At 38.9% G+C, this 14,378-nt stretch carries 14 protein-coding genes; 1 reads left to right on the top strand and 13 read right to left on the bottom strand.

Annotation, left to right across the window (positions count from 1 at the left end; all coding sequences use genetic code 11):
* Positions 1 to 41: 41 nt before the first annotated feature.
* From rarD to MKY27_RS09025, 3 genes are all read right to left on the bottom strand, one after another.
* The gene (gene rarD / locus MKY27_RS09015) at positions 42 to 968 is read right to left on the bottom strand and encodes an EamA family transporter RarD (RefSeq protein WP_339194466.1); all 927 of its coding nucleotides are present in this window, start codon (positions 966 to 968) and stop codon (positions 42 to 44) included.
* 86 nt (positions 969 to 1,054) lie between these two features.
* Entirely contained in the window at positions 1,055 to 2,821 is a 1,767-nt protein-coding gene (locus MKY27_RS09020) for an ABC transporter ATP-binding protein (RefSeq protein ID WP_339194468.1), read from the bottom strand.
* The gene (locus MKY27_RS09025; RefSeq protein ID WP_339194469.1) at positions 2,811 to 4,574 is read right to left on the bottom strand and encodes an ABC transporter transmembrane domain-containing protein; all 1,764 of its coding nucleotides are present in this window, start codon (positions 4,572 to 4,574) and stop codon (positions 2,811 to 2,813) included. The genes MKY27_RS09020 and MKY27_RS09025 overlap by 11 nt, the downstream gene beginning before the upstream one ends.
* Before the next feature lie 270 nt (positions 4,575 to 4,844).
* On the opposite strand from MKY27_RS09025, the gene MKY27_RS09030 reads away from it, so the two are divergent.
* The gene (locus MKY27_RS09030) at positions 4,845 to 5,423 is read left to right on the top strand and encodes a copper resistance protein CopC (RefSeq protein WP_339194471.1); all 579 of its coding nucleotides are present in this window, start codon (positions 4,845 to 4,847) and stop codon (positions 5,421 to 5,423) included.
* 56 nt (positions 5,424 to 5,479) lie between these two features.
* Here MKY27_RS09030 and MKY27_RS09035 read toward each other — a convergent pair whose 3' ends face one another.
* From MKY27_RS09035 to MKY27_RS09080, 10 genes are all read right to left on the bottom strand, one after another.
* Positions 5,480 to 6,214: a glucose 1-dehydrogenase gene (locus MKY27_RS09035; protein ID WP_339171169.1), complete on the bottom strand. Its 735-nt coding sequence runs from the start codon at positions 6,212 to 6,214 to the stop codon at positions 5,480 to 5,482.
* 75 nt (positions 6,215 to 6,289) lie between these two features.
* The gene (locus MKY27_RS09040; RefSeq protein ID WP_339194473.1) at positions 6,290 to 6,922 is read right to left on the bottom strand and encodes a TetR/AcrR family transcriptional regulator; all 633 of its coding nucleotides are present in this window, start codon (positions 6,920 to 6,922) and stop codon (positions 6,290 to 6,292) included.
* Positions 6,923 to 7,045: 123 nt separating this feature from the next.
* Positions 7,046 to 7,234, bottom strand: coding sequence for a hypothetical protein (locus MKY27_RS09045; protein WP_339194475.1), 189 nt, complete (start codon positions 7,232 to 7,234; stop codon positions 7,046 to 7,048).
* A gap of 15 nt (positions 7,235 to 7,249) precedes the next feature.
* Positions 7,250 to 8,446 (bottom strand): class I SAM-dependent rRNA methyltransferase, encoded by a 1,197-nt coding sequence (locus MKY27_RS09050; protein WP_339194477.1) that lies wholly within the window; start codon positions 8,444 to 8,446, stop codon positions 7,250 to 7,252.
* Between the two features lie 180 nt (positions 8,447 to 8,626).
* Positions 8,627 to 8,758, bottom strand: coding sequence for a hypothetical protein (locus tag MKY27_RS09055; RefSeq protein WP_339194478.1), 132 nt, complete (start codon positions 8,756 to 8,758; stop codon positions 8,627 to 8,629).
* A gap of 22 nt (positions 8,759 to 8,780) precedes the next feature.
* Entirely contained in the window at positions 8,781 to 10,013 is a 1,233-nt protein-coding gene (locus MKY27_RS09060) for an ABC transporter permease (RefSeq protein WP_339194481.1), read from the bottom strand.
* Positions 10,006 to 10,908 carry an ABC transporter ATP-binding protein gene (locus MKY27_RS09065; RefSeq protein ID WP_339194482.1) on the bottom strand — a complete coding sequence of 301 codons (903 nt, stop codon included), beginning with the start codon at positions 10,906 to 10,908 and terminating at the stop codon, positions 10,006 to 10,008. The genes MKY27_RS09060 and MKY27_RS09065 overlap by 8 nt, the downstream gene beginning before the upstream one ends.
* A 216-nt stretch (positions 10,909 to 11,124) precedes the next feature.
* A complete protein-coding gene (locus tag MKY27_RS09070; RefSeq protein ID WP_339194484.1) occupies positions 11,125 to 11,535 on the bottom strand; it encodes a VOC family protein in 411 nt (136 codons plus the stop codon).
* 21 nt (positions 11,536 to 11,556) lie between these two features.
* Complete coding sequence (locus MKY27_RS09075) at positions 11,557 to 12,000, bottom strand: AraC family transcriptional regulator (protein WP_339194486.1); 444 nt, start codon at positions 11,998 to 12,000, stop codon at positions 11,557 to 11,559.
* Between the two features lie 196 nt (positions 12,001 to 12,196).
* Positions 12,197 to 14,089 (bottom strand): N-acetylmuramoyl-L-alanine amidase, encoded by a 1,893-nt coding sequence (locus MKY27_RS09080; protein ID WP_339194487.1) that lies wholly within the window; start codon positions 14,087 to 14,089, stop codon positions 12,197 to 12,199.
* Positions 14,090 to 14,378: the final 289 nt, after the last annotated feature.

Genomic DNA, 14,378 nt, shown 5'->3' on the forward strand with positions numbered 1-14,378 from the left:
CGACTTTTTGCATGTGCAAAAGGTCGTTTTTTATCGTTTGATTAAACTTTAACATCATTCTCTTTATTATACGCTGCATGATGTTTTCTCGCTTCGAGCACTTTGGATGCCGAAAAGATGAATACCGCAAGCCATATACAAATGAAAGTGATAAATTCTGTCAGTGTGAAAGGCTCTTTATATAAGAAAATGCCGAGCATTAGACTGATCGTAGGTGCCAGGAATTGAATGAAACCTAATAGATAAAGCGGTATTTTTTGCGCACTTTTTGCAAATAGGACTAGTGGCAAGGCAGTCACGATCCCTCCGCCCATCAACAATAGATTCGTTTTCCAGTCCACATGCATAAAGGCGATTTCCGACGTTCTCATTAAATAAATGTAGATCGCGACAGCAATCGGTAAAACGAACAATGTTTCGATTGCAAGACCACGTGTCGCATCGAGCGGAATCTGCTTTTTAATGACACCGTAAAAAGCAAATGTCAGTGCAAGCGCAAGTGATACCCAAGGAATCGTCCCACCTAATACCGCCTGATATCCGACCCCTATTGCCGCAATGATGACTGCTACTGTAGTTGCCCGAGAAATTTTTTCTTTAAAAAAGATCAGACCGAACAACACAGATATAAGCGGATTAATATAGTAACCTAAACTCGTCTGCAGTAAATGTCCATTGTTTACTGCCCAAATGAAAATTCCCCAGTTTAGCGAAACAAATACCGATGCTACGAACAGTAAAAAAAACTGTTTCTTATTCTTCAATAGCATTTTAATATCTGCGATCATCTGTTTGTACTGACGAATCAGCAACACAAACAAAACGGTGAATACAAAGGACCAAATGACACGTCCAACTAATATTTCTACACTGCCGACATGCTGCAGCTGCTTCCAGTACAGGGGAATGATCCCCCACATTAAATAGGCGCCGATTGCTAAAAAGACGCCCTTCTTTAGTTCTGACATTGGTGCACCTTCTAATTTTTGATACTCTCATTATAGTTGTCCATATTTGAGAAGTAAATAATTGTAGCTTACTAGCACTCTTAAAATTATTCCACTATACCATTTTGCAGTAAGTACATTTTGTGATATAACCCTTTTTGTGCGATAAGCTGTTGATGTGTTCCACGTTCGACAATCTCACCTTTATGCAAAACTAATATTTGCTCGGCATCCTGTATTGTTGAAAGCCTGTGGGCGATTGCGATAGTAGTACGGCCTTTACGCATTTTTTCCAATGACTGCTGAATGCCCACTTCAGTTTCGGTATCAATCGCTGCCGTTGCTTCATCGAGAACAAGGATTTTCGGGTTTGTCGCAATTGTCCGCGCAAATGCCACCAATTGGCGCTGTCCGCTTGAAAACGTTGAACCGCGCTCTGTTACACGGCTTTCATATCCATCCGGAAGCGATTCAATAAAATCATTCGCCTGGACAAACTCCGCTGCTTCCTTTACTTTCTGCAATGTAAGACTTTCATTGTATAAACGAATATTCGAATCAATCGTTCCGTAAAACAGGAACGGATCTTGCAGCACAAGCCCCATCTTTTCACGTAGTTCCTGCTGTTCGTAATCTTTGATCGATTGGCCGTCAATTAATATTTCACCGCGATGATACTCATAAAAGCGCATCAAAAGATTAATAATGGAACTTTTTCCGCTGCCGGTATGCCCGACTAACGCAACCGTTTCCCCGGGATTAACCGTAAACGAAATATTTTTCAGTACGTCTTGTTTGCCGTCATAGCTAAACGACACATTTTTAAACTCGATAAGCCCTTTTGAAACTTGTACAGGCTTGTTTTGCTGTGCTGGCTCGAGTTCTTCATTATCAATCAGCTCAAATACACGGGAAGCCGCTACAATCGCCTGCTGGAACAGTGCAAGACGTTCCATTACTTGGTTGATCGGGTCAAAGAAGCGGTTCATATATGTAATGAACGCATAAACAACCCCGACTTCCACAGCTGTTTCAAATGATGTCCAACCGAAGTAAAACAGTAAAATAACAATCGCTGTAAAGTACACTAAGTCAATAATCGGACGAAGCAGAAGACTGTTCATCTTCGTATTGGCCATCATCGACTGGAAATGCTCTTCATTGACACGGTCAAACTCGTCATTGAACCTTGGTTCTTGACGGAAAGCCTGCACGATGCTCATTCCTGATAATGTTTCAGAAAGTTTCGCATTAAGTTCACTCAGTTTCTCCCGCATGCGCATATACACAACCGAACTCATTTTGCGGTAAAGCCAAATGATGTACAGAATGACCGGCAGCAATAGCAGCATATAGAAGGCAAGTTTTGCATTCAGGAAAAACATCGCAAAATATACACCGACTATTAAAAATGCCGCCTGTACAAAGCTAATCAGTACCGAAACGAACATATCTTTAATCGCTTCTGTATCATTTGTTGCCCTGGATACGATTGAACCGGCCGGAACCTGGTCAAAATAACGCATACCCAGTCGGTGAATTTTTGAAAACACATCAATTCGCAGCTGCTGAATGACTTTTAGGGCAAGCTCCTGGAATTTAATATTTTGATAATAGGTAATCACAACATTCAGCAACTGAATGATAAAATACCCGACTCCGAGTGTCACGATTGGGGTCATATCAAAATTGCCGATCATTAAATGGTCATCGATATAAACTTTGATCAAATACGGACCGATAATATCTCCGAGTACTGTTAAAACAAGTAGAAACAGCGCAATAGCCAATATTTTTTTGTGAGGCTTTAAATACGTAAAGAGGCGCTTTAATACGAGGCGCTGTTCTTTACTTGAAATCGTCTCATTCGCCATCGTGGTCACCCCCCTGTTCCACTAACTGCTCAAGTTGCTGCAACTGGTACATTTCATAATAGCTGCCTTCCAGTGCCATCAACTGTTCGTGTGTACCTTTTTCAATAATTGTCCCTTCATCTACAACAATAATGATATGCGCCTGCTGGATCGCACTTAGACGGTGTGATGTAATAATCGTCGTTGCATTTTTACGTTCTTCTTTCAGTGCATGTAATATGGCTTCTTCCGTACGTGCATCTACCGCAGATAAAGAATCATCCAAAATAAGCAGTTCAGGTTTCATCAGTAGTGCCCTAGCAATGGAAATCCGTTGTTTCTGGCCACCTGAAAGCGATACGCCACGTTCTCCGACGATCGTGTCATAGCCATCTGTAAAGCTCATAATATCTTCATCAATATTTGCAAGTGCAGCCGCTGCGCGAACTTCCTGCATGCTTGCACGTGGGTTGGCAAAGGCAATATTGGAATAAAGTGTTGCCGAGAATAAAAAATGATCTTGCGGTACATAACCAATCGCCTGTCGCAAAGAACTTTTCTTATAATCATTTATATTGTGTTCCCCAAATTGAATCGTTCCTTTGTAACCTTCAAATTCACGTAGCAGCAGCTTTAAAATCGATGTCTTCCCTGCGCCTGTTTTACCGACGATTCCAAGAGTTTCACCGCGTTTCAGTTCAAAATGCACATCTTTCAATGTCGGCGCCGCATCTCCTGGGAATGTAAATGAAGTGACATTGAATTGAAGGTCACCCGTTGGATTTTCTTCGATTGCGCCAACCTTGTCATCGATTTCAATCGGAGTATTTAAGATGCGTTCGATCCGGTCATAGGAAACACTGCCTCGTTCGACGATATTGAACAGCATACCAATTGCCAGCATTGGCCAGATCAGAATGCTTAAATACGTTGTGAAAGTTACCAAATCCCCGACAGTCATTGCCTCTTCCAAAATAAATTTCGTCCCGAATCCAAGACTTAGCATAAAACTTAATCCGACTACAAAGCTGATCGTCGGGTCAAATAGTGAATCGACTTTCGCAACGCGCATATTTTTTTCCACAACTTCATCGGAAAGCTTCGTAAAATCCGCAACATCCTGCTGTTGCTGACCAAACGTTTTCAATACTTTCATGCCGCTGATACTTTCCTGTGTTTTATCGTTTAAATCGGAAAACGCCGCTTGGGCATGACGGAAACGCTCATGCAGAAGCTTGCCGTAATAGCTCGTCGATAAAGCGACTAGCGGCATCGGAATGAGCGCGATTAATGTCAGACGCCAGTCGATTGTGATCGCCATGGCCAAAATGACAAAGCCCCCTGTTGTAAGCGAGTCAAATAATGTTAACACTCCGCCGCCAGCAGTTTGCTGCACTGCACTTATATCATTTGTTGCATGTGCCATCAAATCACCGACACGATTCTTTTGATAAAACGATGGGGACATCTGTGTAAAATGGCGATGGAGCTTTTCGCGTAATGTTCGCGCCAACAGGTTGGACGATCCGAAAATCATTTGACGCCAGTAGTAACGCAGTATGTACATGGCAATTGCTACACCGATAATGATGGCGAGCCATTTGAACAGGCCTGCTTTTGTTAATGTCCTTGCACCGATTTCATCAATTGTGAAGCCGATAATTTTCGGCGGGACGAGCTGCAGGATCGCTACTAATACAAGCATTAGAAGCCCGACTATGTACTGGTATTTTCGCTCTTTAAAAAACCAACCTAATTTTAGAAATACCTTCATTCTTTCACCCTCTTTTTTACTCAAGTTCCACCATTTTACCAAATATTTAAATTTTCCGATATATTTTACAAATATTTTTTTCGGATTCCGAATTATTTTTTGCTGACATTTTTACTAATGATTTTGTAACGGTTCTTTCATTTATATTTTCGCTTACAATATTTCTGTATTTTTTTGTCCATACTAAAACCAATATCCCATTTACAGCAGATTTTTATTTTTTTGCAGGAATGGGAACTGCTAAATGAATATCGAAAGGAAGTTTTTTTATTGAGGAAACTATTATTGTTATCGTTTGTTGCTACATTTTTATTATTTGTACCGGGAGCATTCGCACATACACACTTGGTATCAACTAATCCTGCAGAAGGTGAGTCTGTAAACGAAAATATAAAAACAATTGATTTGACGTTTGAAGGGAAGATTGAAGAAGGCAGTATATTTAAAGTAATAGCAAGCGACGGGAAAGAAATGGATATTCATTCAATTTCTATAAATGATGGGGTCCTATCCGGAATTATGCTTGATCCGCTTCCAAATGACACTTATACAGTCGAATGGGATAGTATTAGCGAGGATGGGCATCCGTTATCTGGTTCATTTTCATTTGCAGTAAATGCACCTGCGGAGACTAAGAAAGAAGAGGATAATGCAGCTGACACTACCGAAAAAATTGCCAACGATGTAGATTCACTCGTGGATACTTTAAAAGATGAGACAAATTCTGATGAGGATGATGAAGGCTCATTTTGGACACTCGTCATTGTCATCACCCTGATTGTACTTGTGCTCGCAGCAATAACGATATATAGCTATAAGAGATGGTTAGTTAAGAAAACGAAAAAATAAATTAAAACAGCACTCCAACCGTTACTTCTCTGCGGTTGGAGTGCTATTTTTAACTATTATTGTGCTGTAATTCCGCCATCAACGACAAACTCCGCACCTGTTGAGTAGCTAGACTCGTCCGATGCTAGGAAGACTACTAATTGAGATACTTCTTCCGGTTGTGATACTCGTTTAAGTGGGATATGCTTTGCAAATTCTTCGATTGCAGCTTTTGCATCTTCCTGCATAATCATTGGAGTTGCAATAACACCCGGGTGTACTGAGTTGACACGAATACCCATTGGCGCCAAGTTTAATGCCGCTGCTTTCGTCATACCTCGAACAGCAAATTTCGTATCTGTATATCCTACAGCACCACCAACTAGGCCATTGATGGAAGAAATGTTGACGATTGAACCGCCACCAGCTTTCATCATTGAAGCTGCTACTGCTTTCATACCTAAAAATACAGAAACTTGGTTAATATTGACGATTTTCATGTATTCATCTAAAGACATTTCCAGCATGTTTTTAGCCATTGAAATCCCAGCGTTGTTTACTAAAACGTTCACAGGACCAAATGCTTCTTCAGCTTTTGTGATAACAGTTGTCCAATCTTCCTCTGAAGTAACGTTTTGTTTTATGAAGATCGCATTCTCCCCTAATTCTGCAGCAAATGCTTTCCCTTTTTCTTCATTTAAATCTGTTAAAACTACTTTTGCACCTTGTTCTACAAATGCTTTTGCATGGGCAGCACCCATACCTTGAGCAGCACCAGTAATAATGGCCACTTTACCTGTTAATCGAGACATCAGAATCATCCTCCTAAAATATGATAGTTAACTATCACTATCTTAATTTAACAATAGCAGTGTTTAATCGGTCCGTCAATTTTTAGTAGCTATGAATTGTAAAAACATTTCCCGAATTAGCTTTAACTGTTTTTTAGGATCTAATTTTACAGGTAGATCGGGGTCATGCTCGGTCAAATAGGATTCTACCGAAAAATAACTTATATTTTGTACAACTGTAAATACATACTCCGGAATATCAATACCTGCTCGTATTGATTTGTCTTCCATTCCTTTTACCGCAATAGAATACAAGGCATTGGCCATTTCCCTTCTAATATCTAGAAATTCCTTGTATTCGTACGTCTCTTCTGATATCGGTTTATATGCTTCGAACGCTTTAAAAAACTTCACAAATTGATGCTCCGGATCATCGATTAACTCAATATAGTAAGTTAATATCCGTTCAATTTGCTCATAAGCGGTAATTGGTTCATTTGCTATGTGCTTGATTGTTTTTGTCATATCTCTCGTTATTTCATTATTGATTGCTAAAACGAGCAATTCTTTATTCGCAAAATAACGATAAAATGTCGCAATACCAATCCCTACTTCATTTGCAACATCCTGCAGCTGAACTTGCTGAATGCCGCTTTTTAACATTAAAGCTTTTGCTGCCTGAATGATTTGTTCCCTGCGCTGTTGTTTTCTTTGTTCTCGAATACTCAATAGCTTTCCCCTCAATTTTACATATTATAGCTGTATTGTATCATGATTATATACAGTTAATTTAATGGTCACGCTCAAAAAAATACACCGCAACAATTGGGTTCAATCGTTGCGGTGTCAGTATTAGCGTAAACGCTCCAAGTCCTGATAATCTTTCATATATGGACCATTTTCTGCTACAGCTGAATGATACAGCGCTTTAACGGCGAAGTTTTTTTCCAGTCCCATTTCCGATTTCAGTTTCTTTAATTCATCATGCAGTTCGCGATGTTCGTTGATTAATTTCAGCATCGTTGTTTTATTGTATTTCATATCATATCACTCCGATTAGTTCATCACTTGAATGATGACTACTTTTAAATAATTGAATTCCGGGAAGTTATGCGGCACCGTGAAATCTTCCGGTAGCTGGTGCTCTTCCAAAATTTTATAGCGTGCACCATAATCTTTAAACGCTTTGTCGATGAATGTTTTGAACTTTTTCATATTAAAGCTTGCATTGTTTGTCGATGCGATAATCACGCCACCATTGTTTGTGATCGTTAACGCATCTTTAAGCAATTTCGGATAGTCTTTTGATGTACTGAATGTCATTTTTTTCGTACGGGCAAAACTTGGCGGATCCAGTACAACGACATCAAATTTCAAACCTTTTCTTGCGGCATAGCTGAAATAGTCAAATACGTTCATCACTTTAATATCTTGTGATTCATAGTCAATTCCATTCACACTGAATTGCTCGATTGTTTTAGGCAAGCTGCGTTTTGCAAGATCGACACTCGTCGTACCAGATGCTCCGCCTAATGCAGCAGCAACAGAAAACGCTCCAGTGTATGAGAATGTATTCAGTACCGTCTTATCTGTCGAATAACGGTCACGTAATGCTTTACGTACATTCCGCTGATCCAGGAAAATTCCTGTCATTGCCCCATCATTCAAATCAACCGCAAAATTCATGCCGTTTTCCTGTACGATCAATGGAAATTCGCCTTTTTCACCTGAAACATAATCATCCTGATCAATATATTGACCATTTGTATTAAAGCGCAGTTTTTCATAAATCCCGCGTGTATTCACCGCCGCGTTCAATGCTTCATAAATATCATTACGGAATGAATAAATCCCTTCACTGTACCAGCTCACCATGTAAAAGCCGTTAAAGAAATCAATTGTCAAACCGCCAATGCCGTCACCTTCGCCATTAAATACACGGAAAGCACTCGTATCATCCGAAGCAAAAAAGTCTGCGCGTTTTTCAGCAGCTTCATGGATTTTTTTCGTAAAGAACTTCACATCAATCAGCTCTTTTTCTTTACGAGTCAGCACCCAACCGATTCCTTTGTTTTGAATACCGTAATAGCCAGTTGCAATATAGCCCCCGCTTTTATCAACTAAGTGAAGAAGAGTACCTTCTTCAATCGTTACTTCCGGCATAATAACTGTATCTTTTAGAATTAATGGATTGCCGTTCGTCAAATCCTTAATCGCTTTACTATCTACTTGTAGTTCTGTTTTTTTTCTCATGCTTTCATCCTTACTACTGTTTTTCGTTCATAAAAAAGAGAGACTTGTTGTAAATACAAATCTCTCCGTACACTATTAGTTTACTACGAATGCTTGCGAATAGCTACTCGCATGTTGAGTTGACGCTTACTATTATTGCTTTTTTATATTTATTAGGTTGGATGAACTCTCGTATACAGCCTACATATGAAGTGCTTGTTGCTTCGCATAGATTTCGGTTTCTAATCTTAAATCTCTGATTAAGGCATCATCCGCATTATCCTCTTGACGGAAAAAACTCCCCATAAAGCTGAACAGATTTTCTGTCCACAATATGGGGAGCCTATTTAAAAAGTTATGTTGTTACTTTAAATACCATTTTCATTTTTTCAATAATACCGCCTGATGAATATGTCAGTACACTTCGTTTGTAGAATGACAGACTCATGAAGTATAGCGTCAACACCGTTGCAATCAATAGAACAAAGCTTATGATTGGTTCAATGGCACTCATATCCGTTGCCCCTAAACGCATCGGCATCACCATTCCCGAAGTAAACGGAATGTACGAGAATACTTTAATTAGCATTGTATCCGGGTTACCCATACCTGTCAGCATTACGTAGAATCCAACAAGTGTCAGCATCATTGCCGGCATCATTACTTGCCCTGCCTCTTCAACTTTAGATACAAGTGAACCGAATAATGCGCCGATAATTAAATACATGAAAATTGTTAAGAATAAGAAACCGACGATATACAAGAAGTAGCTAATCGATAGTGAATTAAGCAGATCCGTTACAACTGACCATTTGTTTCCACCATCCGTGAAGCGAAGCAATAATAAAAGGACTCCGAATAATATAACAAATTGTGTAAGTGCGACTAAAAATACACCGACAATTTTTGAACGGAAATGCACTTCAGGTTTCACGCTGACTAACAGCATTTCCAGAGCACGAGACCCTTTTTCCGAAGCAACATCTGTTGTAATCATCGATAAATACGATGCCACAAAAATATAAATGATAATTCCAATCGCATATGAAACCCAGACACCCGCCATTTTTTCTTCAGCAGATTTGCCATCATTGGCAGTTTCATTCAATGAATTCAACGTAATGACCGGTTCTGATGACAATAGTAACTGTTGCTGCTCCGGTGATAATTCCATTTGACTCATCGCATACAGCTGGCCTGCCTGACTTAGCGCACTTTGGAAATCTTGCTGGTCATTTAGCGGCAGCGGATCATATGATTCAATTTTTGCCGCTAGTTTGCCATCTGCATCTGTTAATGTAAACGCCGCATAATAATCGCCGTCCTTCAATTTATCCGCGATATTGCCGGAATCAACATATACATATTCCACATCATCGGTGTCCAGCAGTACTTGGGCGATATCAAAATCTGTTTCATTGACTACAGCAACCGTATCGGCATCCCCCGAGAAAATGAGGTCTTTGATTTCAGACCAGAACATAAACCCGCTTAATACTGCAAGATAAAGCAATGTTGTTAAAATAAAGGACTTTGAAGAAATTTTTTGTTTATATAATTTTTTTATAAGCACTTTAAATTTAGACAAGGCCGGCACCTACTTTCTCTTTGAAAATTTCATGCAGCGATAAATAATCTAAGCTGAATTTTTCGATGTAATTGCCGTTTGACAGCAAGTCGAAAATTTCCGGTGCATACTTTTCATCCTCAAGTGTCAGTACCGCCTGTGAATCGCGTTCCATTTTGACATGATTCACACCTGGGTATCTACTTAATTCTTCGAAAGATTTATCAGTGCGTACTGTCAGTTTCGTTTTCCCGTACTGTTTTTTCAGGTCAAGCAGCGAGCCTGAAAACAGGGATTCACCACGCTTTAGTAAACATAAGTGATCACAAAGCTCTTCAACATTATCCATTTGGTGACTCGAGAATAAAATCGTCATTCCTTGGTCGCGCAAATAGAGGATTGCATTTTTCAGCAGCTCCATATTCACCGGGTCCAGTCCACTAAACGGTTCATCAAGAATTAAAAATGCCGGTTTGTGAATAAAGCTGGCGATCAATTGAACCTTTTGCTTATTCCCTTTTGATAAAGTTTCTGCTTTCACATGTCGTTTTTCTTCCAGGTCAAAGCGTTCAATCCAAAAATCGATATCTTTTTTCAGTTCGTTTTTATCCATTCCATGCAGCTCGCCGAAAAAGTAAAGTTGTTCTTCCACTTTCATTTGCGGAAAAATACCGCGCTCTTCAGGTAAATAACCTAAAAAATCACGGCTTACCGATTTAATCGGCTGCCCTTCCCATGTAATGGTACCTTCTGTTGTATCCTGTAAATCCAGAATCATTCGGAATGTAGTCGTTTTACCTGCACCATTTTGCCCGATCAAGCCAAATATTTCGCCTTTTTCAATTGTAAAGTTCAATCGGTTTACTGCAACGAAATCACGGTAGCGTTTCGTCACATCTTTCAGTTGTAACACCATGAGCGTACCTCCTGTTTGTAAGAACTTGCGAATTCCATTATATAGTAATTATTCCAATTATAAAATAAGTAAAAAATTATGTAATAAGTAATGTTTATAAAAGTACTAAACAATTTCATTCGCCACTATGTTTATGTACGGAACAGAATAAGAAAAGATTCATTATTACGTAAAAAACTTAGTAAGGAATTCACCCATACTAAGTCCGTAAAGAAGTTATTTAAATTTTTCTTTAAAAGCAGGGCTCAGTTCGCTCCACACATCGAATTTATTTTTATCTAAATCATAAAAGACAAAATTCCTTCCGGCATGCCCGCGATCTTCAATCTCACCAACTTCTACACCGCTTTGCTGAAATTCTTTATGCAATTGTGCTAAAGCGTGTAATCCATCAACTTCAAATGTTATTGAAAAACGTTCGTTTCCATATTTATCTTTAAAATTGGCACTTTCATTTTCATTCGATTTCACGAGAAAAAAACTTTGATTTGCAAAGTTTAATATGGCTTTATCCGTGTCTTTGTAACTTAAAGCCGCTTCCAAGTTCTTTACATACCATTCAGCAGATTGTTCCACATCCGTTACCGGTATGTATGTTGTTCCGACTCTCACTAACTTTTCGCCCATTTTTCTTCTCCTTTTTAAGTTCTACGCAATGATTGGTAAATAGATTTCTACTTCTTCCCCTTCGTTGACAGGGTGATAAGTTTCGATAATATAAGAATCAAGATCTCTTTTATAACCTTGCGCTGTTCCCCAATTAAGCAAGCCTTCATGAAGTTTACCAAGTTCCATTATGTTGCCTCTAGTCGTAATATAATGGTTATCTGTCTCTAAATAATCCATTCCTGTCGGGATTTTGTTCACTCTCTCGCGAACGATAAGTCCTACATAGAAATTGCCCGTCGTATGGCCGGCACTCTTTTTAGGCTCATACAATGCAATTTCACTTTCAGTCGGGAAGTCGATTTCACTCGAACGGCTTAATAACTGTTTTGCAAGCAATGGTACTTCACTTCCAAAGTTTTCATACTCCCCACTACCCTTTAAGCCAACCAACTTGAATTCTTTTTTTATCATTTTAAAAGTCAATTAAATCACCTCACTATTTACTATTTTTATTCACTATTTCAGCATTTTTCGGTTAAACTTGATTGCTTCAATTCAACCCCAAATGCAAAAGTTAAGTCTCCATAAATTTTACCATATTTTTCTATTAATACTAAATAAAAATGGCTTAGTCCTTTTAATAAGAACTAAGCCATTGAACAGCATATTTTATTATATTTTATTTTCTGTAGTAATCCACAATCCCGTTATAAATAGATTGTGCATAGATTTCTACATACTTGTCATTGATTAATTTTTTACGGTCTTCTGAATTTGAGATGAACCCAAGTTCTACCAATACAGAAGGAATGATCATATTGCGTGTCACATAATACTGCGCTTCTTTTACGCCACGGTTTTTCATGTTCGCATTGTTAACAATTTCAGTATTGATATATGTTGCCAGCTTTTTATCCTCTTGATACTGGTCACCCGTTGTAATGCTGTAGTACGTTTCAGTACCTTTTGCACTTGTTGATGTCGCAGCATTTACGTGAATACTAACAAATACTTCACCGAATTTGCTTTTTGTAAAGTTCACACGCTCTTGTAATGTCGGGAATGTATCCCCTGAACGCGTTGTGAAAACTTTTGCGCCATTTGCTTCAAGCTTTTGTTTTACAAGATTGGAAACTTTTAAAACGATCGCTTTTTCCGTACTACCAGAGTTAACAGCACCTGGATCTTTACCACCGTGTCCTGGGTCTAAAATAATAATGCGGTCTTTAACAGGGCTGCCTTTTTCGTTCACTAGTTTAATGTACGATTTGTGCACATAGCCTGTATCTTTGCCCGCTGTCACTTTTGCCCAATAGCCATCAATGGAATGTACCGCAATTACTGATCCTTTTGATAACTTTTTAATTGTCGCGGATGACCCTGATGCCGATTTGCGCATGTTTAAACTCGAAACCGTTACTTTACCCGTTGTGCCGGATGTAACGACAGGATCGTTATTGCCGGAATCCGTTTCCGATGGTGGCGGATTCACATTTGAACTCCCTACAACCGTCGTGCTATTTTTTACAATATAGCCAGGAACTCCACCTACTGTTGTTAAATAATAACCGTCAATTTCTTTATAGACTGACAATGTTGAACCGGCAGAAATTTGTTTAATTTTTTTCGATGACGATGTCGGTTTGTAATAAAGATTTATAATTGTATTTGTCTTGACAGCTTTAATTGATGGTCCAATGGCACTGCCGTCTTGTTCAAGGAATTTGGCATATGATTTACTGATATAGCCGTAGTAGCCTTGATAAGAAACCTTCAACCAATTACCTTCCACAGCATACACCGATAACTTACCGCCCGTATTTACTCGGCCAATCACTGAACTCGATGTATTCGGCTCTGTACGAACATTTAAGCCATCTGTTGTTACCGATACAAGACCAATTACTTGTGTCGTATCAACTGAATCAAGGTGTTCGGGTAAGGCTAGTCGGAATTTATCGCTTTTTGCTCTTGCGATAAATGACGCAAACTGTGCTCGTGTTACTGAGCTTTTTGGCATGTATTTGCCGTCACTACCTTTTGTAATCCCATTATAGTAGATTGCTTTAATATACGGAGCATATGTATTCGAATTCGATACATCTGGGAAGTACACCGGCAAATCCTTATAGTCACTTGCATTTAAATTAAATGCAATCGATAATACGTGACTCATTTCTTCACGAGACAAAGTGGCATTAGGAGAAAAATTCCCTGATGTTTTAGTAAATAATCCGAGTTGACGTGCACGTTCGATGTATGTCGATTGTTCTGTCCCGACTTTAACATCTGTGTACGAGGATTTACTTACTTTTAGTGGACTTTTACCTGCAGCAATGACTGCCATTTTCGCAGCTTGTGCACGTGTCACACTCATGTTGGGTTTGTAGTACGTTTTGCCATTTTCTTGATATCCTTTAATTGCTCCAAGGCTAATTAAATACTGGATCTCGTCGTAAGTGGCATCGGTTGTCGCAACATCTGCAAATACTACCTTAGCTGATGTCGGTGTAACAGCTAGTGTACAAACGAGGAAGATTGCAACAACCAATGTAATCAGTTTTTGATTCATTGTTCCCTATCCTTTCATAAGCTGTCCACCTCATTGTATAGTACAAAACCGGAAAAAAATAGAGGTAAATCCATATTTAATGTCAAAATCTTGTTACAGTCTAATTACAAAAAGATTACATTGTATAATAATTTTGGTTTAGCTCGCTGAAGTAAGGGGTAAATGTTCTGTTTAACATTGTTGACATAGAGGGAATTGTCGGGGTTCTTTAAAGGACAAAAAAAGAGAATCCTGTTCGTAATATTTCGAACAAACGGATTCCTTTTAAATTTATAAAAATTTTGTGAAC

Source organism: Solibacillus sp. FSL R5-0449 (assembly GCF_037975215.1).
In the GTDB taxonomy this organism is placed as follows: Bacteria; Bacillota; Bacilli; order Bacillales_A; family Planococcaceae; genus Solibacillus.

Bases quoted from the DNA above. Each gene is read 5' to 3' on its own strand.
- rarD (WP_339194466.1), bottom strand. From the start codon at position 968: ATGTCAGAACTAAAGAAGGGCGTCTTTTTAGCAATCGGCGCCTATTTA.
- MKY27_RS09020 (WP_339194468.1), bottom strand. From the start codon at position 2,821: ATGGCGAATGAGACGATTTCAAGTAAAGAACAGCGCCTCGTATTAAAG.
- MKY27_RS09025 (WP_339194469.1), bottom strand. From the start codon at position 4,574: ATGAAGGTATTTCTAAAATTAGGTTGGTTTTTTAAAGAGCGAAAATAC.
- MKY27_RS09035 (WP_339171169.1), bottom strand. From the start codon at position 6,214: ATGTCTCGATTAACAGGTAAAGTGGCCATTATTACTGGTGCTGCTCAA.
- MKY27_RS09045 (WP_339194475.1), bottom strand. From the start codon at position 7,234: ATGAAATACAATAAAACAACGATGCTGAAATTAATCAACGAACATCGC.
- MKY27_RS09050 (WP_339194477.1), bottom strand. From the start codon at position 8,446: ATGAGAAAAAAAACAGAACTACAAGTAGATAGTAAAGCGATTAAGGAT.
- MKY27_RS09065 (WP_339194482.1), bottom strand. From the start codon at position 10,908: ATGGTGTTACAACTGAAAGATGTGACGAAACGCTACCGTGATTTCGTT.
- MKY27_RS09070 (WP_339194484.1), bottom strand. From the start codon at position 11,535: ATGGGCGAAAAGTTAGTGAGAGTCGGAACAACATACATACCGGTAACG.
- MKY27_RS09080 (WP_339194487.1), bottom strand. From the start codon at position 14,089: ATGAATCAAAAACTGATTACATTGGTTGTTGCAATCTTCCTCGTTTGT.